Source organism: Leifsonia poae, assembly GCF_027921845.1.
Lineage (GTDB): Bacteria > Actinomycetota > Actinomycetes > Actinomycetales > Microbacteriaceae > Leifsonia > Leifsonia poae.
On sequence record NZ_BSEN01000013.1, the window covers coordinates 192,417 to 215,108 of the forward strand.

At 69.0% G+C, this 22,692-nt stretch carries 20 protein-coding genes; 9 read left to right on the forward strand and 11 right to left on the reverse strand.

The genetic code is table 11. The features are described from left to right. Positions 1-2: 2 nt before the first annotated feature. Entirely contained in the window at positions 3-1,445 is a 1,443-nt protein-coding gene (locus PKE84_RS13910) for a DUF6519 domain-containing protein (protein ID WP_271177856.1), read from the forward strand. Positions 1,446-1,550: 105 nt separating this feature from the next. Here the strand turns inward: PKE84_RS13910 and PKE84_RS13915 are convergent, their stop codons facing one another. Further along, on the reverse strand, positions 1,551-4,523 hold the full coding sequence (locus tag PKE84_RS13915; RefSeq protein ID WP_271177857.1) for a CBM35 domain-containing protein: 2,973 nt from the start codon (positions 4,521-4,523) through the stop codon (positions 1,551-1,553). 226 nt (positions 4,524-4,749) lie between these two features. Between PKE84_RS13915 and PKE84_RS13920 the strand changes: the two genes are divergently transcribed. The 7 genes from PKE84_RS13920 to PKE84_RS13950 all read left to right on the forward strand — a co-directional run bounded on the left by PKE84_RS13920 (position 4,750) and on the right by PKE84_RS13950 (position 13,140). Then, on the forward strand, positions 4,750-6,846 hold the full coding sequence (locus tag PKE84_RS13920; RefSeq protein WP_271177858.1) for a glycoside hydrolase family 36 protein: 2,097 nt from the start codon (positions 4,750-4,752) through the stop codon (positions 6,844-6,846). Positions 6,847-6,922: 76 nt separating this feature from the next. Further along, positions 6,923-8,236, forward strand: a complete 1,314-nt coding sequence (locus tag PKE84_RS13925; RefSeq protein ID WP_271177859.1) for an ABC transporter substrate-binding protein — start codon at positions 6,923-6,925, stop codon at positions 8,234-8,236. Between the two features lie 62 nt (positions 8,237-8,298). Further along, a complete protein-coding gene (locus tag PKE84_RS13930) occupies positions 8,299-9,240 on the forward strand; it encodes a carbohydrate ABC transporter permease (protein ID WP_271177860.1) in 942 nt (313 codons plus the stop codon). Next, positions 9,237-10,124 carry a carbohydrate ABC transporter permease gene (locus PKE84_RS13935; RefSeq protein ID WP_271177861.1) on the forward strand — a complete coding sequence of 296 codons (888 nt, stop codon included), beginning with the start codon at positions 9,237-9,239 and terminating at the stop codon, positions 10,122-10,124. The genes PKE84_RS13930 and PKE84_RS13935 overlap by 4 nt, the downstream gene beginning before the upstream one ends. Before the next feature lie 52 nt (positions 10,125-10,176). Next, positions 10,177-11,187: a LacI family DNA-binding transcriptional regulator gene (locus PKE84_RS13940; protein WP_271177862.1), complete on the forward strand. Its 1,011-nt coding sequence runs from the start codon at positions 10,177-10,179 to the stop codon at positions 11,185-11,187. Between the two features lie 76 nt (positions 11,188-11,263). Beyond that, positions 11,264-12,748, forward strand: a complete 1,485-nt coding sequence (locus PKE84_RS13945) for a flavin-containing monooxygenase (RefSeq protein ID WP_271177863.1) — start codon at positions 11,264-11,266, stop codon at positions 12,746-12,748. Positions 12,749-12,753: 5 nt separating this feature from the next. Next, complete coding sequence (locus PKE84_RS13950) at positions 12,754-13,140, forward strand: VOC family protein (protein ID WP_271177864.1); 387 nt, start codon at positions 12,754-12,756, stop codon at positions 13,138-13,140. Positions 13,141-13,176: 36 nt separating this feature from the next. On the opposite strand, the gene PKE84_RS13955 is transcribed toward PKE84_RS13950, so the two are convergent. The 5 genes from PKE84_RS13955 to PKE84_RS13975 all read right to left on the reverse strand — a co-directional run bounded on the left by PKE84_RS13955 (position 13,177) and on the right by PKE84_RS13975 (position 17,143). Continuing rightward, complete coding sequence (locus tag PKE84_RS13955) at positions 13,177-14,367, reverse strand: OmpA family protein (protein ID WP_271177865.1); 1,191 nt, start codon at positions 14,365-14,367, stop codon at positions 13,177-13,179. Positions 14,368-14,416: 49 nt separating this feature from the next. Next, positions 14,417-15,298, reverse strand: coding sequence for a hypothetical protein (locus tag PKE84_RS13960; RefSeq protein WP_271177866.1), 882 nt, complete (start codon positions 15,296-15,298; stop codon positions 14,417-14,419). A 17-nt stretch (positions 15,299-15,315) separates the two neighbouring features. Beyond that, positions 15,316-15,672 carry a hypothetical protein gene (locus PKE84_RS13965; RefSeq protein WP_271177867.1) on the reverse strand — a complete coding sequence of 119 codons (357 nt, stop codon included), beginning with the start codon at positions 15,670-15,672 and terminating at the stop codon, positions 15,316-15,318. Beyond that, on the reverse strand, positions 15,659-16,252 hold the full coding sequence (locus PKE84_RS13970) for a hypothetical protein (protein WP_271177868.1): 594 nt from the start codon (positions 16,250-16,252) through the stop codon (positions 15,659-15,661). Before PKE84_RS13970 ends, PKE84_RS13965 begins: the two co-directional genes overlap by 14 nt. Before the next feature lie 183 nt (positions 16,253-16,435). After that, positions 16,436-17,143: a TetR/AcrR family transcriptional regulator gene (locus PKE84_RS13975; RefSeq protein ID WP_271177869.1), complete on the reverse strand. Its 708-nt coding sequence runs from the start codon at positions 17,141-17,143 to the stop codon at positions 16,436-16,438. Between the two features lie 59 nt (positions 17,144-17,202). Between PKE84_RS13975 and PKE84_RS13980 the strand changes: the two genes are divergently transcribed. Next, positions 17,203-18,078, forward strand: a complete 876-nt coding sequence (locus PKE84_RS13980) for an SDR family NAD(P)-dependent oxidoreductase (protein ID WP_271177870.1) — start codon at positions 17,203-17,205, stop codon at positions 18,076-18,078. A gap of 96 nt (positions 18,079-18,174) precedes the next feature. On the opposite strand, the gene PKE84_RS13985 is transcribed toward PKE84_RS13980, so the two are convergent. From PKE84_RS13985 to PKE84_RS14005, 5 genes are all read right to left on the reverse strand, one after another. Beyond that, positions 18,175-18,795 carry a TetR/AcrR family transcriptional regulator gene (locus PKE84_RS13985; protein WP_271177871.1) on the reverse strand — a complete coding sequence of 207 codons (621 nt, stop codon included), beginning with the start codon at positions 18,793-18,795 and terminating at the stop codon, positions 18,175-18,177. After that, complete coding sequence (locus tag PKE84_RS13990) at positions 18,792-19,253, reverse strand: MarR family winged helix-turn-helix transcriptional regulator (protein WP_271177872.1); 462 nt, start codon at positions 19,251-19,253, stop codon at positions 18,792-18,794. Before PKE84_RS13990 ends, PKE84_RS13985 begins: the two co-directional genes overlap by 4 nt. A 26-nt stretch (positions 19,254-19,279) precedes the next feature. Next, the gene (locus tag PKE84_RS13995) at positions 19,280-20,887 is read right to left on the reverse strand and encodes an MDR family MFS transporter (RefSeq protein ID WP_373877149.1); all 1,608 of its coding nucleotides are present in this window, start codon (positions 20,885-20,887) and stop codon (positions 19,280-19,282) included. A gap of 166 nt (positions 20,888-21,053) precedes the next feature. Further along, positions 21,054-22,130 carry a DNA glycosylase AlkZ-like family protein gene (locus PKE84_RS14000; protein WP_271177874.1) on the reverse strand — a complete coding sequence of 359 codons (1,077 nt, stop codon included), beginning with the start codon at positions 22,128-22,130 and terminating at the stop codon, positions 21,054-21,056. A gap of 3 nt (positions 22,131-22,133) precedes the next feature. After that, positions 22,134-22,580 (reverse strand): DUF1931 family protein, encoded by a 447-nt coding sequence (locus tag PKE84_RS14005; RefSeq protein WP_271177875.1) that lies wholly within the window; start codon positions 22,578-22,580, stop codon positions 22,134-22,136. Positions 22,581-22,692 lie beyond the last annotated feature (112 nt).

Consider the following 22,692-nt stretch of genomic DNA (forward strand, 5'->3'; position numbering starts at 1 on the left):
CCATGAAGGGCGATTTCACGCGCGACACGTTCGTCGCCACGAAGCACTACACCGGTGTGCTGCTGCAGCAGGGTCGCGTGCAGCTCGACGCGGACTTGAACGAGCAGTCGTCCATCGCGCGATACCGGATGCGGCAGCTCGCCGCCGACGTGATCGGCCGGCACGGAGGCCCGGCCGGGGCGCTCGGCTTCGGTCTCACCGATGACGAGTCGGTCATCGACACGCTCGCCGACCGGTACGGGCGCCCACTCGAGGCGGCGCGGGCCGACGCGCTCCGGGAGAGACTGCGCAACTCCGACTTCCTCATCGGCACCGGTCGCTACTACGTGGATGGTCTGATGTGCGAGAACGACGAAGCGCTCAGCTACGGCCAGCAGGCCGGGTACCCGTTCGACGCCGACACCGATCTGTTCTCGCTGCGCCGGGTCTCGAAGTTCCTCGTCTACCTCGATGTCTGGGAGCAGCACGTGACGATGCTCGACGACGACGGCATCCGTGAGGTGGCGCTCGACGGGCCGGACACGGCCACGCGGTCGCAGCTGGTGTGGCAGGTGAAGGTGCTGCGGCCCCGTGACGGGCAGAAGCAGGTCGACGACTCCGACCTGGATGCGTTCGCCGCGCGCGCCTGGTCGGGGCTGCGCGCACGTGCGAAGGTGCCGCCGGACACGACGGAGGACTGCACGACCGATCCGGAGGCGGCCTACCGTGGCGCGGAGAACCAGCTGTACCGGGTCGAGATCCACCGCGGCGGCCCCGGCCGGGCCGACGACCCGGCGGCGGCCGACGGGGCGACGTTCGTGTGGTCGCGCGAGAACGGCTCGGTGACCTTCGACGTCGTCACGCTCGAGGAGAGCCCGGCCGACAAGACCATCAGCGTCGCGCTGGCATCGCTCGGCCGTGACGATTCGCTGGGCCTGGCGGTGGGCGACTGGGTGGAGATCGTCGACGAGCCGACGGTGCTGCGGCAGCTCGGCGGTGAGCTGCGGCGCGTCAACGCCATCCTGCCCGACGAGCTGACCGTCGTGCTCGACGGGGTGCTCGACGTCGACCTCGACCTCTCGGGCCCGGTGATCCTGCGCCGATGGGATCACGGGGGCGACGTCGCCGCCGACAACGCGCTGCCGGTGATCGAGTCCGATCTCACGGCGCCGCGCTGGCTGCGGCTCGAAGACGGGGTGGAGGTGCTCTTCGAAGCGGAGAGCATCCCCGGGCTGGCGAACGAGTACCGGGTGGGCGACTACTGGCTGATCCCCGCCCGGGTGGCCACCGGCGACGTCGAATGGCCGCAGGAGGAACCGGCCGGCGCGCAGCCGGTGCCGGCGGCACTGCCTCCGCGCGGCGTGCAGCACGTCTACGCGCCCCTGGCCCAAGCCAGCATGACCGCGGCCGGCGCCCTCACGATCGGCACGGACTTCCGCAAGGCCTTCGCCGGCATTGCCGTCTGACCGCCGGCCGCCCCACCCCTGGGTGTGGGCGTGAGTCGCATCAACTCGGCCTTCCGCGACGTCGGGAAGGCCGAGTCGATGCGACTCACGGAACCAGCGGGGGTGTCAGCCGCAGTCGATGGCGGCGTACGGCGCCGTGTAGGTGCTGTACGCGCCGATGCCGTCGGTGTAGGTGTACCCGGCGATGGTCGCGGTGCCCGCCGCGACCGTCGCCGCGCCGGAGCCGAACAGGTTGTACGCGGCCTTCGACGTGGCGACCGCGGTGAACTTCTTGTCGCCGAACGGCGTCGTCAGCCGGATGTCGGCCGCCTTCGCCGCGTTGTTCAGCGCGTACACGGCGACGGTCGCGTCTCCGTTGATGCACTGCGCCTTGGCGTTCACCGCGAGGGCGACCGTGGTGCGCGCCGTCACCGGTGACCCGGCGACGAACTTCGCGAGCGTCACCGTGTCGATGTTCGGCGCGAACGAGGTGGCGTTGCCGAGCGTCAGCGAGCCCGTCGAGGTCGTCAGCGCCAGCGGGATCGTCTTGTCCCAGTAGCTGCTCCACGAGTAGTTGTGACGCACGGCCGCCCGCACGGTCGAGCCGCCGGCCTCCGTCACATCGACGAAGCGACTGATCACCTGCGGGTTGTAGTTGATCGCCGCCGCCTTGTCGGCATTGGTCGCGCCGAGCACCAGCTGGTAGGCGCCGGCCGTGAAGCCGGCCGGACGCGGCACGGTCAGTGTGTTGCCCGCGCCGTTGCCGAGGTACCCGACGTCGCGCACCACGCCGGATGCATCCGCCGACCCGTTGGAGCCGGCCGCAGCGGTCTGCACCACGGCCGTGCCCGCGCGGGGAAGGGCCTCGGCCTCGGAGCGGAACACGTTCGCCGGATCGGCGTCGGACGCCTTCTGGGTCGCGCCACGCAGCGTGGTCACGTCTGCGACGAGCGCGCCGGCGGGCGCCGTCACCTTCAGCTCGTTGACGCCCTGCGGGAGGAACACCCGCGCGGTCGATGCCCAGGAGCCGGATGCGGTGGCCGCGGCGAGCGGCACACTACGTCCATTCACCGACAGTGCGGGCGTCGAGGCTCCGGTCGTCGCGAAGTGCGTCGTCACGTCGTAGTAGCCCGTTTCAGCGGTGGTGGCGAAGAACGTCGCCGATCCGCTGCCCGAGAGCGACACCGATCCGGCCGTCGCCTGCTGCGCGTAGGTCAGTGCGGCCCCGCCGGACAGGCGCGCGTCCAGAGCCGGATACACCGCCTTCTCCCCGTCGGTCACGTCGTACAGATCGAAGCGATCGAGCGTGACGTCGGCGCCGGGGAGGATCGTCTGACCGTTCGCGCTCGCTCGGATCGAGAGCGCGTGCGTTCCCGCCGTCAACGCAACAGTGACGTCCGTCGTGCCGCGGTAGGTCCACGACAGATCGGCCGAGTACTTGATGAGCTGCTTGTAGGCGCCGTCGACGAACAGGGCGTGCTGGCCGGGCGCGAGGTTCGCACCGGCCAGGATGCTGAGCCGGTACGTTCCCGTGCGCGGCACGGTCACGTTCCAGGTCGCCGACGATCCGGCCTTGTTGAACGAGCCGACATCGCGCCCGTTCGACGCCATGAACGACCACTCGCGCGACGGGTCCTGAGCGTACGCCGTCGCGTTGGCGAGAGTGGAGTTCTCCGCCTCGACACTGCTGACCCGATCGGTGGCGACCGGCTGACGGGCGGCGAGCGCCGGGGTGATCTCCACCTGGTAGGCGGTGTACCGGTCGGCATTCGGAACGGTGAGCGCGACGGTTCCGTTGCTCACGGTCGCTCGGGTCGAGAGGATCACCGGCGGCTGCAGGGACGCGCCCTCCGCGCCGTTGAGCCGGTCGGCGCGCACCTGCACGTCCACACTCGTTCCGAAGGTGCTGCCGGCAACGCCCGAGACGGTCAGCGCGACGTCTTTCGAGCCGCCGCCGAACAGCACCGTGGCCTTCTTCTTCGCCGGATCGATCGCGCCGATTCCCTGCAGCGTGTCGGGCGCGTTGAGTTGCGGGGGAGTGACCTTGACGGTCGTGGAGCCGGCGAGATCTCCGTACCACTTGAACATCCACCAGCCGCCGTTCGCGCCGTTGTTGCGCGACGAGTTGTCGGACAGATTGCCGGCGTAGTTCCAATAGGCGGTCTGCGCGTCGACCTTCTCGTCTTCGAACATCGACATCCACTGCACCAGCTGACCGGGCACGCCCATGTCGCGGAGCATCCCGTATTCGGTGATGTTCACCGGGATGGGCGCGATGCCGAGGGACGACAGGATCTGCCGGTACTGCGTCACATTGCCGCGGAAGGTGGCGAGGTTGTTGGTTCCGAGCTCGTGCCAGATGAAGACGTCGGGCAGCTGGCTGTTCGCCTTGGCGTAGGTGAGGTAGTCGGCGCTGCGGTCGGCGTGCCACGACGAGTCGCCGGGGCCGCCGATCTTCGCGTGCCCGAGACCGTGCGCGGCGTAGACCGCCTGGATGGTGCTGTACGCGGCGGACCAGTCGGCGAGGAACTGGTTCTTCTGTGTCGACCAGTTCGGGTACCAGTTGCCGGCATCCGGCTCGTTGAACGGGATGAAGATGTAGTCCTCGGGATGCTGCGACCGGGTCGCCACCTTCTCGACCGCCGCGCGGAGAACGGGAAGGTAGTCCCACTCGCCGTCGCCGTTGGCGTCACCCGGACGTTTGCCGCCGTTGTAGGCCCAGTCCGGATACTCGTCTTGGATGTACACGTAGAGGTCTTTGCCGCCACCCGCGAAGAAGTTCTTCTCGACGTCGAGAGCGTCGCCGTTGGGATGCTGGGCGCCCTGCGGCGGCTTCTGCGAGGTGTTGGTCACCCGGGCGCCGTCGAGGACGGCCTGACTCGGTACGCCGTCGTCGCCCAAGCCGTAGAGGGTTCCCGTCGAACCGCCGCGGAAGTCACCCGTGGTCTGGGAGAGGTCGACGCGCAATGCGTCGGGGGAGGCGGCGACGGCGGGAGCCGCCGTCAACCCGCCGAGAGTGACGCAGAGTGCCGTCACCGCCGCCGTCGAGAGGCCGGCCAGCGACATCCGCTGCCTGGGCCGTTGTTGGTCGTCACGCAATCCAGTACTCCTTCGTACGAGTGTCGGTCGGTTCGCCCCACCCATTCGGGGGGATCTTGAAACCGCTATCATGATAGCGGTTTCGTGTTTCGATGCAAGAGCCTCCCGATGCCTGATGTCGCGTGGTTGATAGCGGTTTCAGAATTAATTTGCATCTTGCTCTGAAACCGTTATCATGATTCGAGTCGACCTGACACAGATCAACCATCCACGATGAAGAGGACCGATGAGCGAACGTCTGCACTGGGGCAACGGAACGTTGGCGATCGAGTTCGAATGGTCGTCGGAATCCGCTCCCCGCATCGCGGCCGTCGCGTCGTCGTCCGGGCGGCTCGAGATGCCGGCAGGCCTGCCGCTCATCGACGTCCTCACGGTGTGCCACGGGCACGCTCTGGCGAACGACCGTCTCGTGCACACCGCGATCGGCCACGACGCCAGGTACATCGCGCACAGCGAAGAGGTGGAAGGCGGCGCCCGCACGCTCCGCCTCTCCGTCGGGCACGCTGCGACCGGCATCACGGCGACCATCGCGCTCACGCTCTTCGATGGGCTCGCGGCGCTGCGGTCGAGCATCACGGTGACCAACGGCGGCTCCGACGAGATCGTGCTGCGTTCCATCCCTTCGCTCTCGTTGTACCTCGGGGGCGGCGCCGACAGTGACATCCGCGACTGGACGGTGCACCACGCCCTCAGCGACTGGCTGGGGGAGGGCCGCTGGATGAGCGAGCCGCTCGGCGGCATCCGGTTCCCCCGGCTGGAGCAGCACCTCACCAACCACAATCCGCGCGGGGAGTTCTCGGTGACCTCCAGCGGCACGTGGTCGACGGGGAAGCACCTGCCGATCGCGGCCGTCACCTCCGAGCGCCTCGGCGCGGCCTGGGCCTGGCAGATCGAGCACAACGGCCCCTGGCGCTGGGAGATCGGGGAGGACACCGCGAGCGGCTACCTCGCTCTCTCGGGCCCGACGGACACGGATCACCAGTGGGTGGTCGTGCTCCACCCCGGCGAGCAGTTCACCACGGTGCCCGTGACGATCGCCATCGCCTCCGACTTCACCGGCGCGATCGCCGAGCTCACTGCCTACCGCAGGGCCGTCCGCCGGCCGCACCCGGACAACACGGCGATGCCCGTCGTCTTCAACGACTACATGAACACCCTCAACGGCGACCCGACGACCGAGAAGCTGCTGCCGCTGATCGACGCAGCGGCCGGCGCCGGCGCAGAGATCTTCTGCATCGACGCCGGTTGGTACGACGACAGCGGCGACTGGTGGGACAGCGTCGGCGAGTGGCGCCCCTCGACGACGCGCTTCCCCGGCGGACTCGGCGAGGTCATCGACCACATCACGCGAGCCGGGATGACCCCTGGCCTCTGGCTCGAACCCGAGGTGATCGGCGTGAACAGCCCGGCGGCGCTCACACTGCCGGACGACGCGTTCCTGCAGCGCAACGGCAAGCGGGTCGTCGAGCATCACCGCTACCATCTCGACCTTCGACACCCGGCGGCGGTGGCGCACCTCGACGAGGTCGTCGACCGGCTGGTGAACGACTTCGGCGTCGGGTTCTTCAAACTCGACTACAACATCAACCCCGGGCCCGGCACCGACCGTGATGCCGACAGCGTGGGAGCGGGACTCCTCGAACACAACAGGGCCCACCTCGCGTGGCTCGACGGGGTGCTCGAGCGCCACCCCGACCTGGTGCTGGAGAATTGCGGCTCCGGCGCGATGCGGTCGGACTTCGCGATGCTGTCGCGACTGCAGATGCAGTCGACCTCCGACCAGCAGGACTTCCTCAAATACCCGCCGATCGCGGCGGCCGCCCCTGCGGCGATGCTGCCGGAGCAGGCCGCGAGCTGGGCATATCCCCAGCCCGAGATGTCGGCGGAGGAGGTGGCGTTCTGTCTCGCGACCGGGCTGCTCGGACGGTTCTACGTGTCGGGCTACCTCAACCGGATGAACGAGGGACAGCTCGGGCTCGTGCAGGAGGCCGTGGCCACCGCCAAGCGCCTTGCCCCCGAGCTCGTCGCCTCGACCCCGTTCTGGCCGGCGGGCATCCCGACCTGGGAGGGCCCGTGGACCGCACTCGGCCTCGCCACGCCCGGCTCGCGCCTCATCACCGTCTGGAATCGAGACGCGGCCGACTCGGTCACCACCCTCCACCTCCCCGGCCTCGCCTCTTCGCAGGTGACGGTCGGCACCATCTTCCCGAGCTCCCTACCTGAGTGGACAACCCACTGGGACTCGGAAGCCGGAACACTCCGCGTGACCAACCCGACCGGACAGGTCGGTGCGCGTGTGTTCCGCGTCGATGCCGCCGAATGATGACGGCCGTGACAGCCCCTGCAACAAGAACCCAGTAGCGTCTGAGAGCGCTACGTCACACAAGGAGAGCAGTTCAATGAAGATCGCTTGGAAAGGCGCCGCGGTCGTCGCGGCCGCGGCAGCGCTCATCCTCAGCGGATGCAGCGACCCCGGCGCCGGCGGAGACGCGAGCGGTACCGCGTCGTGGCCGGCTCAGGACACGAAGCTCGATGGCGTCAGCCTCACCATCTGGGCCGCCCAGAACTCGAACAAGACGGCGGACAGCGTCATCTCCGGCTTCGAGAAGCTGACCGGCGCCAGCGTCAAGGTCGTCACCATCCCCGACCCGTACGAACAGGGTGTGCAGACCAAGGTCGCCACCGGTGACAAGCCCGACCTCGCGTTCTGGCAGCCCACCGCGTCGGAGCTCACGGCGCTCAACGCCACCCAGAACCTGCAGTCGCTCGAAGGGGCGCCCTGGGTCGGCGACTACACCGGCAACCTCGGCGACATGACGGGCATCCTCGACAAGACGCGCTACGCCGCGCTGGTCACCACCCCCGCCGTCATCGGCGTGTACTACAACAAGGACGTCTTCGCGGCGAACGGCATCACCGCCACCCCGAAGAACTGGGACGAGTTCATCGGCCTCGCGAAGCAGCTCAAAGCCAAGGGCGTCGACCCGTTCTACGAGATGGGCGGCGACAAGTGGGCGACGCAGTGGTGGGTGCAGGCCCAGCTCGCCGACGCCGCCAAGGACGGACTCTGGACGAAGGTGAACGAGAACAAGGAGAAGTTCACCGATCCGACCATCCAGGGCGCGATCGACAACTACAGCGCCCTCATCAAGGACGGCCTCTTCAACGCCGACATCAAGACCGCCACATTCGTCGACCAGGGCAAGGCGCTGCTCGACGGCAAGGCCGCCATGGCGATGCAGGTGAACTCGTTCTTCGGCGAGCTCCAGGCGACGTCGAACACGGCCGAGCTCGACAAGAAGATCGGCTTCTTCCCGATCTCGCCGAAGGGCAACGTCGGCACGTTCATCCCGGACCAGTCGAACGCGCTGGTGGCCTTCAAGAGCGGTGACAGCAAGAAGGAGGCGGCGGCGCGTCAGTTCCTCTCCTACTGGCTCGGCGACGGCTACAAGGACTTCGTGAAGGCGCAGTCGACCGTCTCGCTCATCAAGGGCGTCGACACGCCGTCCGATGTGCCCCAGGCGCTGAAGGATGTCGCGGCCTCCCTCGACGGCTCCGTCGGCTCGATGCAGGCCCTCGCCGTCGCGAACCCCGACCTGTACCTGAACCTGGCCGACATGATCCAGGGCACCAAGACCACCGTCCAGGTCGCCCAGACCACCCAGGCGCAGTTCGCACAGCTCGCCAAAGCACAGGGAGTGACGGGCTTCTGATCCCGTCGCGATGGGCGGCGGACCTGCTCCGCCGCCCATCGCAGCACAGAAAGGCAAACCCGATGACAGCACAGCTCACGCGTCCCGTCGCTCCGCCGGCGCGGCCGAGGGTGAAGGCAGAGCGGCCGTTCCGGCCGAGGCGCAGGCAGGACCATCCCGCGTGGTTCCTGATCCCCGCGCTGGTGATCCTCGTCGTCTTCTTCTTCGTGCCGACGATCTTCAACTTCGTCTACGCGTTCACCAACTGGTCGAGCTTCCACAGCTCCATCGGCTTCGTCGGGTTCGACAACTTCTTCTCGCTCTTCACCAACGGCAGCCTGCTGGCCGACCTGCGGATCACCCTGATCTACGCGGTGCTGGTCGCGATCTTCCAGAATCTCTTCGGACTCGCGCTCGCCCTGATCCTCGAGCGCGACACCGCTGTCAACAGGTTCGCGCGTGTGGCGTTCTTCGTGCCCGTGGTGATGAGCGCTCTCGCGGTCGGCTACATCTTCCAGGCGCTGCTCAAGCCTGAGGGCGGCCTCAACCAGATCCTCAGCTTCTTCACCGGCCAGCACGTCTCGGTCGCCTGGCTCGGCAGCACGACCTGGACGATCGTCGTGGTCGCGCTCATCCACGCCTGGAAGTGGATGGGGCTGTCGATGCTCATCTATCTCGCCGGGCTCAAGACCATCAACGAGGACATCCTCGAGGCCGCCCGACTCGACGGCTCCGGATGGTGGACCACGTTCCGCAGCATACGGTTCCCGCTGCTCGCCCCTGCGGTCACCTTCAATGTGGCGACCGCGCTGCTCGGCTCTATGAACGGCTTCGACATCGTGCAGGCCACCACCGGCGGCGGCCCGGGCGGCACCACCGAGCTGCTGAACATCTTCATCTTCCGCACCTTCGGCCAGGGCCTCTTCGCCCAGGCCACCACGATGAGCCTCGCCCTGTTCCTGATGGTGACGATCCTCGCCTTCCCCGTCATCCGCGTCCTCCGCAAGAGAGAAGAAGTCCTGTGACCGCCGTCAGCACTCCGCGCAGCACCGCGCCCGCGCCGACCCGGCCCTCGCGCCGGCGCGGTTCCCGCAAGCCCACCCGGTTCATCCAGCCGATCGTCGCGATCCTGCTCGTCGTGCTCCTGCTCGGTGTGCCGTTCTGGCTCGTGGTCGTCACGGCGGGCAAGGACCAGGCCGAGGCGCTCAACCCGAGTCTCGCCCTCCCGACGGACTGGCAGCTCTTCCAGAACTTCGCAACCGTGCTCGACCAGGGCCGGATGATCCCCGCCTTCTTCGGAAGCCTGCTGATCATGGTGCCATCGGTCGCCGGTGTGCTCATCCTGGGCGCGATGGCGTCGTGGATCCTCGGCCGGCGTCGCAGCAAGCCGATCTCGTTCCTCTACGCCCTGGCGATCAGCGGCATCGTGCTGCCGCCGGCGGTGGTCACGATCGTGCTGCTGCTGCGTCAGCTCGGACTCGCGGGCACGGCCGTCGGCATGATCGGCGTCTACATGGGGATGTACCTGTCGACGGTGATCTTCTTCGTCACCGGCTTCGTGCGCACCATCCCGGTCGAGCTCGAGGAGGCGGCGCGGGTCGACGGGGCGGGGCCCGTCAAAGTGTTCTTCCGCATCATCCTGCCGTTGCTCGGTCCCACGCTGTCGACCGCGACCATCCTGATCTGCCTCTACATCTGGAACGACGTCTTCTACGCGCTGTTCGTGATCGGCGGACGCCTCGACACGCTGCCCCTGAACCTCTACCAGGTGGCGAGTTCCGGGCTCTACCTGCAGAACTGGCACCTGATCTTCGCCTACATCATCCTGATGAGCCTCCCGCTGCTCATCACCTTCGCCGTGATGCAGCGCAAGATCATCTCCGGCATCACGAGCGGCGCGGTGAAGTGACGGGAGCGCGCGGCGCGACGCGTTCGATGGGCGCGTCGATATGCTGAGGGCGATGTCCACCACTGCGCCCAAACCCCCGGTCATCGGGGATGTCGCACGCGAGGCCGGCGTGTCCGTTCCGACCGTCTCGCGTGTGCTCACGGGTGCTGCGCGGGTCTCGGAGGAGAAGCGCGAACGCGTGCTGCAGGCGATCGAGAAGCTCGACTTCCGGCCGTCGGTGATGGCGCGCGCGCTCGTCGCCCGCCAGCCGAAGCTGATCGCGGTGCTCGCGGGCAACACCTCGCAGTACGGCTATGCGGAGACGATCCGCGGTGTCGAGGAGAGCGCGCGGGCGGCGGGGTTCACGGTGACGATCACCGTGGTCGAGTCCGCCGAGGAGGAGACGGTCGACCGGGCCGTCTCGCTGGTGGTCAACCAGCCGATCGCCGGCATCGTCGTGCTCAAGTTCGACCCGCCCGGCGTCGCTGTGCTGCACCGCCTCCCCAAATCGATACCGGCGGTGTCGATCTCGGGCATCCGCGAGACGGGCGTGCCGCAGGCGGTGCTCAACGAAGCGGATGCCGCCCAGGAACTCGTGGAGTATCTGCTCGGCCTCGGGCATTCGACCGTGCACCACGTGCGCGTGCCGCCCTCGCGCAAAGAGGACGGACGCACCACCGGCTGGCGCCGCGCTCTCGCCGAGGCGGGCGCTCCGGTGCCGGAGCCGATCGACGCCACCTGGGAGCCGGAGTCCGGCCGCGCGATCGGTGTCGAACTCGCCGCCCGCTCCGACGTGACGGCGGTCTTCTGCGGCAACGACGAGATCGCGATGGGCGTGATCCGCGGCCTGCGCGAGGGAGGCCGTTCGGTGCCGGAGGACGTCAGCGTGGTCGGCTTCGACGACCATCCACTGGCCCGGATGTGGACGCCACCGCTCACCACGGTCGACCAGGACTTCGCGGGGCTCGGTTCCCGCGCCTATGGGCTGCTCGAGGGGCTGATGGCGGGGCGCAGGGTGCGCAAGTTCTCGTCGGAGCGGCCGCCGATCGTCATCCGCGAGAGCGCGGCGCCGCCCCGCCGCTGACGGCTGCACGCGCGAACGCCGCCGCCGCCGAACGCGACGGATGCGCGGCGGGCGCGACCGGGCGTACGGTGATGCGATGACGACCGAGCGTGTCGACATCGCCGTGATCGGCGCCGGCTTCGCGGGGATCGGTGCCGCGTGGCAGCTGATCGCCCACGGCTACGACGACTTCGCCGTGCTCGAACGCGGAGACGAGGTCGGGGGCACGTGGCGCGACAACACCTACCCGGGCGCGGCGTGCGACATCCGGAGCGATCTCTACTCGTTCTCGTTCGCCCCGAATCCCGGGTGGAGCACCGCCTACGGGCAGCAGCCCGAGATCCTCGCCTACCTGGTGCGCGTCTCGCGGCAGCACGGCATCCGGGACCACATCCGGTTCGGCACCGAGCTGCAGAGCGCGACGTGGGACGGGGATGCCGGGCGCTGGCTCCTCGAGACCTCGCGAGGCGCGATGTCGGCGCGCGTGCTGATCTCGGGCCACGGGCTGCTCGTCGACCCGCATCGTCCCGCGATCGACGGGCTGGACTCGTTCGGCGGGCCCGTCTTCCACTCGTCGCAGTGGGACCACTCGGTCGACCTGGCGGGCAAGCGGGTCGCCGTCATCGGGACCGGCGCATCCGCGATCCAGATCGTCCCGGCGATCCAGCCGGAGGTCGGGCGCCTCCTGGTCTTCCAGCGCACCCCGCCGTGGATCGTCTCCCGTCGCGACCACCGCACCAGCAGCCTCCGGCGCCGGCTGTTCGCCGGCGTCCCCGCGGTGCAGCGCGCCGTGCGCTCGCTCATCTTCGCCGAGTACGACGCGCGCTGGCTGGGCTTCGTGCATCCGCGGGTCGGTGCGGTGGTCGAGCGGCTGTCCACGCGGCACCGCGACGCGCAGGTGCGCGACCCCGGTCTGCGCGCACGGCTGACCCCCGACTACCGGATCGGCTGCAAACGGGTGCTCGTCTCCGACGACTACTACCCGGCCATCCAGCGCGAGAACGTGGACTACATCGACGACCCGATCGAGCGGATCGAGCCGCACGCCGTCGTCACCGCGGACGGGCGACGCCATCCGGTCGATGTGCTCGTTCTGGCCACCGGGTTCGACGCGACCCGGCCGCGGATCGCCGACCGCATCGTCGGAGCGCACGGCGAGACCCTGGCCCACGCCTGGCGAGACGGCATGTTCGCCCTCCACGCGGCCACGGTGCCCGCCTTCCCGAACCTGTTCTTCCTGCACGGACCCAACGCGGCCCTCTCCCACAACAGCGTCGTGGTGATGATCGAGGCCCAGGTCCGTTACGCGATCGACGCCCTCGACCGGATGGGCGGAGCCGGCGTCGACGCGGTCGCCGAGCCGACGCAAGACGCGATGGCACGGTACGAGAGCGGGCTGCAGCGGGCACTCGCGAAGGGCGTCTGGACGCGCGGCGGCTGCACGAGCTTCTACCTCGATGCGAACGGCCGCAACACCGTGATCTGGCCGCGCAGCGCCATCGCCTTCCGGAGGTCCGTGCGCCGGTTCGACCCGGGGGAGTACACGATCACGCGAGCAGCAGGCCCGGCGCGCGTACCATGACGCGCATGGCTGACCCCGTCGTGCATTTCGAGATCATCGGACCCGACCCCGCCGCGCTCCGGAGCTTCTACTCCGGGCTCTTCGGGTGGGACGCGCCGCCCGGAGCATCCGTCGCGCCCGAGATCTCGGACACCGACCAGTATTCGTTCATCGACGCGATCCCCACCGGCGACAGCTCGGGCATCCCGGGCGGCATCGGGGGAGGAGCGCAGTCAGCGGCACGGGCGACGTTCTACGTCGGCGTGCCCGACGTGGAACGGGCGCTGGCCGAGGCCGAGCGACTGGGCGGAACGCGCATCCTGGGGCCTGTGCGCAACGAGGGCGGCGGTGTCACCGTCGGGCATTTCCGCGATCCGGCGGGAAACCTGATCGGCGTCGCCGGCCCGCGCTAGGCGACCACGCGCGCGCCGGCCGCCGCCGTCCGCGCGCTACCCGCAGAGCCCGACGCCCGCCGAGGTCAGGATCACCGAGCGGTTCTGCTCGGCCAGAGCATCCGAGTACTTTCCGGAGGCGTCGGTCTCGCTCTTCCAGCCGCACCACTCGTACCCGACGCCCGCCGTCGTCAGCAGCGACTCCGGCACCCCGAGCCCGACCAGCGCCGCCTTCACAGCGTCGGCCCGCCGCAGCGAGAGCGCGGTGTCTGCCGTGTTGTTCGTCGCCTGGTCCTTCGAGGCGGTGCCGGTGATCGTCACCGTCGCCCCGTTCTGCTCGATCGACGGCACGAGGCCCGACAGCACCTGCGAGGCCTTCGTCGCGTCCGAGAATGTCGCGGTGTCCTTCGTGAAGAGGAGGTCGCTGTTGCGGATCACGATCGGCTTCGTCCAGTCGGTCTTGGTCTGCACGGCCTCGACCGGCACGGCGGCCACGGCGGGCAGCCCGGATGCGGCGCCACCGGATGCGGGCTCCGGCAGCAACGAGAGGGTACCGCCCGCAGCCTTGACGATGGCGGTCCAGATCGCCTCGAGGTTGCTCCGTGCGGGGATCGTCAACGTCTGCTGCGACCCGGCGACGTCGCCCATGCCCGCCCAGTAGACGGTGACGCCCTTCAGGTCCTTCGGCAGCAGACCGCGCGAGGTCAGGTCGCTCACCACCTGGGCAGGGTCGGCGTAGAGCACGCCGCTGGCCGCGAAGTTCAGCGGGTCGGTCGTCTGCAGTCCGCTGCCCATCACCAGCACGCCCATCGGGTTCGAGCCGAGGTTGCGGGCGGCCTGGTCGATCGACCCGAGGAAGTCGACCTCGGGCGATGCCGCCTTGAGGCCGTTGATGTACGACGTGACCTGGGTGAGCTTGTTGCGCTGGTCGTTCTGGCAGACCACGGCATCCTGGGCCGTCGACCCGATGGTGGTCGTTCCCATCACCTGCGGGGTGCCCGAGGGGATGACCACGGTGACGCTGCCGTTGCTCTTGCTGACGGCCGTCAGCTGGGCGACGGCCGAGTCGGGCAGCGACGCGGCCGGTGCGTTGGCCGTGCTCCCGGCGACGACGCCGAGGTTGCGCTTCTGCGACTGGTCGCAGGCGGCGCCGGCGGCGGTCGCGGAGGCGCAGGCGGTGAGACCCGCGCCGAGCGCGATGACGGTGGCGATCGCGATGCCGGCTCTGGCGAGAAGTCGGGAGGTCACAGGTGGTCCTTTCGGCCGGCGGGCGGGGCGGATGCCCCATCCGGCGGTGTCAGTCGGTGAGTTGGGAAGGCGTGGACGCCGGCGGGATGGACGGCACGATCTCCGGCGGGTCGGCGAGGCGTCGAGCCCGCAGCTCCCGGATGATCTGGCTCGTGCTCTCGGGGTCGCGCTCCTTCTTCGCCAGCCGGGTCGCGAGCTGCGCGCGCAGCAGGTCGACGCGGGCGTTGAACGTGACGCGGGCGCCGGTGTAGCGCACGGCATCCTCGTGGTCGAGCCGCAGCGCCTGCTGCGTGGCCTCGCGTGCGGCGACGGCCTCGCCCAGCAGGCGGTCGCGGTGCACGCGCAGGTCGTCGAGGTGGCGGTGCGCCTTCTCGGCGGCGCTGAGCAGCGGGCGCGTCGTCAGCCAGGCGACGATGAAGCTGATCGCCCCGGAGGTCGCGAGCACACCGAGCATCAGGAACGCCATGATCGTGTCCGGAGCGGTCCACGAGAAGCCAGCGGTCGTCGGAGCCGTGGTGGCGCCGGTGAGACCGGTCAGGCCGCCCGCGTTCTGGGCGTCGATGCCGGCCTTGATCCGGGCGATGGTGATCGCCGCGAGCAGCGCGCCCCAGATGAGGGCGAGGGCGACGGCGACGATCGACCAGCGGCGGGCCATCACGCCGGCCTGGATGCGGCGCATCAGCACGGCGACGACGTGCGGCAGTGTCACCACGGCCAGCGAGATGCCGAGGGTGATCACGTACATCTGCAGGCCGATCGAGCCGTACTGGCTGTCGTTGCGCAGCAGCAGGGTCAGGGCCTGCGAGAGCAGGATGTAGTCGACGGTGATCATGCCGAGCAGCAGCACATACACGAGCACGTGCGCGAACGGCGAGATGTGCCCGACGCGCGGCCGGATGCGCGGGGGCTTCATCACGATGTCTCTTGCCATGTCAGTCCTCCCGCGACTCACGCGTAATTGTGGAGCTCGGGATCGTGCCCGAGCAGCTTGGCGTCAAGGCGCTCGGCGGCGACTCCGGCGCGGTCGATCTGGGCTTCCGTGCGAACGATCGCGCCCCGGATGAGCTCCTCGCGCTTCTGCGCGTCGGATACGCGGGCCGCGGCGGCGGCGACGTTGCGGGTGCGCTGGCGGTCGATCTCGGCGACGCCGGCGCGTTCGAACGCGGACAGCTCGTGCTCGAACACCTCCAGGGTCTCCACGTCGACCGCTGAGCGCATCCGGCGGAGCTGCCAGAGCAGGCGGCGTCGCAGCCGCATGGTCCTCGGTACCTTGTAGTCGGCGGGCAGCCGATCACGCTTGGACATCTGTTCTCCCCTGCCAGAGTTCGAGAAGTTTCGTGTTCTCTTTGGTGTTCAGCCATTCCAGGCGCCGCAGCCCCGGCGCGCGATCGCCGAGGCGCTCGGTGCTCGCCGACCGGCGGAAAGCTCCCCAATAGACGGCGATCTTCTCGTCGGAGTAGTCGTAGTAGCGGCCGGCACGCAGCTTGGCGGTCGTGAAGCGCGAGTGGATGAGGGCGGTGAGCTCGTCCGCGCGGCGATGGCCGCGCTTGATCCGCCGCTCCAGCCGCCGGAGCTCCTCGAAGGCCGGTCCCTGGCCCTCGGCGATCGCGTCGCGCTCGGCCGCGGACAGGTTGTCGGTCTTCTCCTCGTAGGACGCGAGGTCGGCATCCAGGGCCTTGGTGAGGATGCGGTGCTCGGCCAGCTCGCGGTGGATGTCGGAGAAGAAGCGCTGCTCCTCGCGCCGGGCGTAGGCGTTCGCGTGAGCCTGGATGGCCTGCACCGTCGGCGTCGACGGCTCGGCCGATTCGTCACCGGATCGTGACCCGGATGCGGCGACCTCGGCATCCTGCCTGGCCTGGCGTTCGAGCCGCCCGCGAACGATCATCCCGACGCGAAAAGGGCGCCGGCCTGCGCGAGGCGCGCGATGCGACCGTGTCGCCATAGGGGTTCCCCTCCGTCAGTGAAGCTGTCATGCCCGCATATCGGCGGACATCGAAGCGTACGGAGAACTCCTGGCAACTGACTAGGGGAATCTCGAATGATTCCCGATAGTCCGGACACGGCTAGATCACGATTCGTTGACCCGGTCGTCCCGTCGTGCGAGCAGCAGGCCGTCGATCATGGCCGCCAGCATACGCGCCACCCGCGGCTCGACGTCGACGACCGCATGGGCCAGGCGAGGGTCGCTGCGGTAGAGCGCCTCGATCTCGGGGCCGGGCGTCGCGATCTCGAAGAACGCTCCCGAGAGCGAGGTCGCGGCGGCGATGACATCGACGGCGTCGCTCTCGGTCAGCGCGGGGAGCAGTGACCGGATGGCCCCGATGATCCCCTCCAGTTCGTGATGCGTGACGAGTTTGTAGGCGCGCACGGCCTCGACGGACACGCTGCGTTCCAGGTTCAGCGGGGCCTGGGCGAGGAGGTCGCAGAATACCGGGCGTGACGCGAGGGAGGAGGCGATGGTGCGCGCAATGGCGGCGGAGGAGACGGTGCCGCCGGAGACGGTGCCGCCGGTCTCGAGCCCGGCCAGCGCCGTTCGCACCGCGGGGCCCCAGTCCTGCCAGTCCTCGGCGCTCAGGCGCAGGAAGATCTGCTCGCGGTTCTCGAAGTAGCGCAGCAGGGCGGACTTGTGCATGCCGACGGCTGCGGCGATGTCGGTGAGCGTGATCTGCCGGATGCCGCGGTCGGTGGCCAGCGCGCGGGCGGCGGTGAGGATTGCATCTTCGCGCTGCTGCTTCGCCTCGGTGCTGCGGGCACGCTGGAATCCGGTCGTCGTCATGCAGCCCATCCTAACGCAACTCAGTTGCGTAATTAAGAGAACAGTGTTTTACTAATTGCATGACACAGGAACGACAGGTTTGGTTCATCACAGGTTCTTCGCGCGGTTTCGGCCGCGCCCTCGTACGCGCCGCCCTCGAAGCGGGCGGTCTCGTGGCCGCCACCGCCCGACGGCCCGAGCAGCTCGATGAGCTGGTCGCCGAGTTCGGCGAGCGCGTGCATCCCATCGCCCTCGATGTGACGGATGCGGCAGCGGCCCGGTCGGCGGTCGCGGAAGCGCGGGAGCGGTTCGGACGCATCGACGTCGTCGTGAACAACGCGGGGTACGCGAATGTCTCGCCGATCGAGTCCACCGACGACGAGGACTTCCGCACGCAGTTCGAGACCAACTTCTGGGGCGTCTACAACGTCACGAAGGCGGCGCTCCCCGTGCTGCGCGAGCAAGGGAGCGGACTCGTCATGCAGTTCTCCTCTGTGGGAGGTCGCGTCGGCGGGTCGCCCGGCATCGCTTCGTATCAGGCGGCGAAGTTCGCGATCGACGGGTTCAGCCGCGTGCTCCAGGTGGAGGCGGCACCGTTCGGTGTGAAGGTCGTCGTGGTGGAGCCGAGCGGATTCCGCACCGATTGGGCGGGTTCGTCGATGATCGTGCGCGAGGTGCCCGAGGCGTACGAGGCGACGGTCGGGGCGATGAACACCCGGATGCGGCAGAACGCAGACGGCCCGGCGGGCGACCCGCAGCGCGCAGCCGAGATCCTGGTGCGGATCGCACAGCGTCAGGACATCCCGTACCATCTGCCGCTCGGCGTCAACGCGGCCGAGATGACGATCGCGCAGGATCGGCGCCTGCTGGCCGACGACGAGAAGTGGCGCGCGGTGAGCCGGTCCGCCGACTTCGACGAGCCGTACCCCGTCGCGTTCCCGCCCGACGCCGCCTAGCGCCCCCGGCCCTCAAACGAGATCGAGTCCGAACTTGTTGCCCTCGCGCACGGCGTGTCGGGGGCAACAACTTCGGACTCGATTGCGTCGATGGGGTCAGGTCGAGGCGTTCGCGATGTCGCGCATCGACATCACGGCGGAGAACAGCCAGTCGCCGAACTCGTCGATGCGCGGGTCGAGCGGTTCGTCGAGGGCGCACATCAGCGCCGCGATCACGAGGGCGACCGCGAAGCGTGCGTGCGCCGGTGTTGTGCGCAGCTCGGCGAGCTCGACCAGCTGACTCCGCATCTCCGTGACGATCACGAGAAGCTCCGGCACCACCTCCGGCCGGCGGGCGATCAGCTCGCGCACCTTCTGCCGGTCGCGTCCCCGGCGGGTGACCGAATCGGTGATGCCGGCCAGGAGTGTGCACAGGTCGCGCACGAGGTCGTCGTCGCCGGTGCCGGCGAGGAACGCCTCGCGCTGGGCGTCCGTCACCGAGGCCTCGTCGTGGCCGATGATCGCCGCCATCTTCGACGGGAAGTAATTGAAGAACGTGCGGCTGGAGACCACGGCCTCCGAGCAGATCGCATCGACCGACGTCGCCGCGACCCCGTTCTCGGCGACCAACCGCACTGCGGCCTCGTGGATCGCTGTGCGCGTCTCCTGCTTCTTGCGCTCGCGCAGCCCCGGAACGCAGATCGTCTCCGGGGACTGCACCTCGCTGGACGCTGTCACGCGTCGCGCCCGATGAACTTGTCGAGCAGGCCGGCGAACGCCACCACCTCGTCCTCGTCCCAGGCGTCGAACGCCTGGCCGAAGCGGGCCCGGTTCGCGGCACGGATGGCCTCGAACCGGGCACCGGCCTCGGGTGTCGGGGAATAGAGGTCTGCTCGCCGGTCATGCGGGTCGGGCTGGCTGTCGATGTAGCCGGCCTCCTTGAGGAGGCGCAGCTGGCGGCTCACCGAGCTCTTGTCCATGCCGGTGAGGGCGATGATCGTGGCGGGGGCGATCGGATGCGTCTTGCCGATCACGCTCATGATCCAGTACGCCGACGGCGGCAGGTCGGGCGAGAAGGCGTGCGCGCCCTCGTTGAGCGAGGCCCGCACCGATCTCATGAAGCGCCCGAGGGCGTCTTCGATCGACCCGACCGCTTCGCGGCGTGCGTCGGAGTCGGTGCGTGCCTCGGAATCCACGCCTACCAGCGTAAGCCCGGCCATCCTCAGCTCCTGGTCGTGTCGCTCACCCGGTCGCCCGCGTCCGCCCCGGCGTCGCCGCGCCGTCCGGCCTCCTCGTCGAGGAGGGCCTCGCCGATCGGGTCGCCCGCGATCTCGGCGGCGCTCGCCGCGATGAGGGTCTCACCCGGCGTCTCCTGCTCGGCGATCTGCTCGACCGAGGTCTTCGTGCCGAGCTTGAGGTTCGGCAGGAAGGCGATCGCGATGATCGAGATGACCGCGAGCGGCACCGCGAGCAGGAACACATCGGCCACGGCCTCGCCGTACGCCGACTCCACGATCGTGCGGACGGGGGCCGGGAGCGTGGCGAGGTTCGGGATGGCACCGCCGCCGCCCGTCGCAGACGGGTCGATGCCGAGCTTGGCCATTCCCTCGGTGACGAGCGTGGTGATCCGCGAGCCGAGCACCGCACCCATGACGGAGACGCCGATGGTGCCTCCGAGGCTGCGGAAGAACGCCACGGACGCGCTCGCCGTTCCGATCTGCAGCGGGTTCACCGCGTTCTGCACGATCAGCACGAGGTTCTGCATGACCATGCCGACGCCGGCGCCCATGATGAACATGTAGAGGAACACCAGCCAGAAGCTCGTGTCGTACCGGATGGTGCCCATCAGGGCCAGACCGATGGTGAGCAGGATCGACCCGACCACCATGTAGCGCTTCCACTTGCCGGTGCGGCTGATGATCTGGCCGATGACGACGGACGACAGCAGCACTCCGGCGATCATCGGGATGGTCAGCAGACCGGACTCGGTCGGCGTCTTGCCCCGGGCGAGCTGCATGTACTGGCTGAGGAACACGGACGTGCCGAACATGGCGACGCCGACCGAGATGCTGGCGATGATCGCGAGCCAGAACGTGCGGTTCTTGAACAGTGACATCGGGATGATCGGCTCCTTGGCGCGGAACTCGACCAGCACCGCGAGGCCCAGCAGCACCACAGCGCCGACGACCATCACGATGCTCACGACCGAGCCCCAGTCGAACTGGTTGCCGGCCAGCGACACCCAGATGAGCAGGAGGGAGACACCGGCGGCGATCAGGATGGCGCCCAGGTAGTCGATGGTGACCTTGCGCTTGTGCGTCGGGATGTGGAGCGTGCGCTGCAGCACGATGATCGCGGCGACGGCGAACGGCACGGAGATGTAGAAGTTCCAGCGCCAGCCGACCGAGTCGGTGATCACGCCGCCGAGCAGCGGACCGCCGACGGTCGCGACGGCCATCACCGCGCCGAGCAGGCCCATGTAGCGACCGCGGTCGCGCGGCGGGATGATGTCGGCCATCGCGACCTGCACGAGCGCGGTGAGACCACCGGCGCCGAGGCCCTGGAGCACGCGGAAGAAGATCAGCATCTCGGTGCTCTGCGATAGGCCGGCGAGACCGGAGCCGACCACGAAGATCACGAGCGACAGCTGGATGAGCAGCTTGCGGTTGGTGAGGTCGGCGAGCTTGCCCCAGATCGGGGTGCTGACGGTCGTGGCGAGCAGGGTCGCCGTGACGACCCAGGTGTAGCCGGACTGGCTGCCGCCGAGGTCGGAGATGATCTTGGGGAGCGAGCTCGAGACGACGGTGCTCGCGAGCATCGCGACGAACATTCCGAGCAGGAGCCCGGAGAGCGGCAGAAGGACCTGCCGTCGTGCCGACGGTGTCGCCGTCAGCGGTGCGCTGGTGTCAGTAGTCACAGTTCTCCTGATAGTTGATGTCGGTCAACTATATGTAACTGATTGACGATGGTCAACTATTCCCGCCGGCCGGGTCGGGTCAGCCGACGGCGACCTCGAGCCCGAGCCAGCCGGCGAGGTCGGCGATCTCCGCGTCGACGTCGGCCCGCATCGTCGCCGTGAAGGGCACGTCCTCGTGGATCGCGTTCACCCGCAGCACACCCGCCTTGCGGTCGGCGGCCGCGTCGAGCTTCCCGACCATCCGGTCGTCGTGCAGGATCGGCAGCGCGAAGTACCCCCACCGCCGCTTCTCGGCCGGCTTGTACATCTCGAGCAGATACTCGAACTCGAACAGGTCCTGCGACCGCACCCGGTCGTGGATGAGCCGGTCGAAGGGGGAGAGCAGCGCGGTGCGGCCCGAGAACGGCCGGCCCACGGCATCCGGATCGACCCGCCAGCGGAGCTTGCTGCCCTCGACCGTCGCCGGCACGCCGGCATCGCCGACCATCTGCGCGCGTGCGATGCCGAGGGCGCGCAGCCGACGAGCATCCCGGATGCGCGCCGCTTCCTCCTCCGGCACGAATTCGAACGGCGGGTACACGCGCTCCGCCAGGTCCCAGGTGCGCTGGCGGCCGATGCGGCCGGCCGTGGCGACCTCACCGCGGGCGACGAGCAGTTCGAGCATCCTGGTCACGTTCTGGTTGTGGGTCCAGCCGGTCGAGACCCACGGCACCGTGCTGGTGTCCGCGATGTCGCGCGACAGCAGGGGGCCGGCGGAGGCGAGCCGGTTCAGCACGTCCTGGTGGAACGATTCGTTGGCCGCGATCCAGGCGTGCTCGCGGGGGAAACCGGCGGTGGGCGAGAGGTGCAGCCCGAGATCGGATGTCGGGCGGATCATCGCGAACGGCGGCTGCGTCGGGTCGTCCTGCGACTTGCGCTCGAACATCGTGCGGTCGTGCTCGATCGCCTGCTGCAGCTGTTCCGGCCGGTACGACGAGCCCATCCGCGACCACACGATGAGGTCGGCGCTGGGGGCGATCGCGGCCGTGGGGTCGAGCTGGAGGAAGGTCAGCTGCTCGACGAGCGGCAGCAGTTCGACGGGACGCTCGGCGCTGAGCAGTTGGGCGCGGACGGCGATGCGGCGGGCTTCCGCCCGCTCCAGGTGGAGGTCGGCCATGCCTCAGAGGAGCATGCCGAAGATGCGGGTGGCCTTGTCCCAGTGAGTGGGCTGGGGGGTCTTCAGCGACTCGTCGAGCACGCGGAACGACCGCGCCAATGCGACGCCGATCCCCCCGGCGATCTGCGGCAGCTCAGCGGTCGCCTCGTCGCTGAGCGGCAGCGCCGGTGTGGAACGCCTGCCCAGCTGTTCGAGGATCGCGTCGAGCGACACGGTCTCTCCGACCCGGCCGAACGCATGGATGGACTCCCGCAGGCCGGCCGTGATCGGGAGGTCCTGCGGCTCGACGACGTCCCGTCCGCTCGCCTGGGCGTTTCCGACCGCCGTCTCCACCAGGTCGGCGACCTTGTCGCTGATGAAGTCGTCGAACCGGCGCAGATCGTTCTTGTCGATCTCGAGGCCGGCGGCAGAGAAGAACCGCTCGAAGGCGGCGATGCCGATGAGATGCATGGTGTGCTCCCGGTGATGGGGATCTCCGCGGGGACCCGCGGAGAGGATGCAGCGCCTGACGAATCTACTCCGGCGCGGTGACCGAGGGGTAGAGCAGTCGTCGCACGCAGCG

Bases quoted from the DNA above. Each gene is read 5' to 3' on its own strand.
- PKE84_RS13910 (WP_271177856.1), top strand. From the start codon at position 3: ATGAAGGGCGATTTCACGCGCGACACGTTCGTCGCCACGAAGCACTAC.
- PKE84_RS13930 (WP_271177860.1), top strand. From the start codon at position 8,299: ATGACAGCACAGCTCACGCGTCCCGTCGCTCCGCCGGCGCGGCCGAGG.
- PKE84_RS13950 (WP_271177864.1), top strand. From the start codon at position 12,754: ATGGCTGACCCCGTCGTGCATTTCGAGATCATCGGACCCGACCCCGCC.
- PKE84_RS13920 (WP_271177858.1), top strand. From the start codon at position 4,750: ATGAGCGAACGTCTGCACTGGGGCAACGGAACGTTGGCGATCGAGTTC.
- PKE84_RS13925 (WP_271177859.1), top strand. From the start codon at position 6,923: ATGAAGATCGCTTGGAAAGGCGCCGCGGTCGTCGCGGCCGCGGCAGCG.
- PKE84_RS13960 (WP_271177866.1), bottom strand. From the start codon at position 15,298: ATGGCAAGAGACATCGTGATGAAGCCCCCGCGCATCCGGCCGCGCGTC.
- PKE84_RS13945 (WP_271177863.1), top strand. From the start codon at position 11,264: ATGACGACCGAGCGTGTCGACATCGCCGTGATCGGCGCCGGCTTCGCG.
- PKE84_RS13940 (WP_271177862.1), top strand. From the start codon at position 10,177: ATGTCCACCACTGCGCCCAAACCCCCGGTCATCGGGGATGTCGCACGC.
- PKE84_RS13995 (WP_373877149.1), bottom strand. From the start codon at position 20,887: ATGTTCGTCGCGATGCTCGCGAGCACCGTCGTCTCGAGCTCGCTCCCC.
- PKE84_RS13965 (WP_271177867.1), bottom strand. From the start codon at position 15,672: ATGTCCAAGCGTGATCGGCTGCCCGCCGACTACAAGGTACCGAGGACC.
- PKE84_RS14005 (WP_271177875.1), bottom strand. From the start codon at position 22,580: ATGCATCTCATCGGCATCGCCGCCTTCGAGCGGTTCTTCTCTGCCGCC.
- PKE84_RS14000 (WP_271177874.1), bottom strand. From the start codon at position 22,130: ATGGCCGACCTCCACCTGGAGCGGGCGGAAGCCCGCCGCATCGCCGTC.
- PKE84_RS13980 (WP_271177870.1), top strand. From the start codon at position 17,203: ATGACACAGGAACGACAGGTTTGGTTCATCACAGGTTCTTCGCGCGGT.
- PKE84_RS13970 (WP_271177868.1), bottom strand. From the start codon at position 16,252: ATGATCGTTCGCGGGCGGCTCGAACGCCAGGCCAGGCAGGATGCCGAG.
- PKE84_RS13975 (WP_271177869.1), bottom strand. From the start codon at position 17,143: ATGACGACGACCGGATTCCAGCGTGCCCGCAGCACCGAGGCGAAGCAG.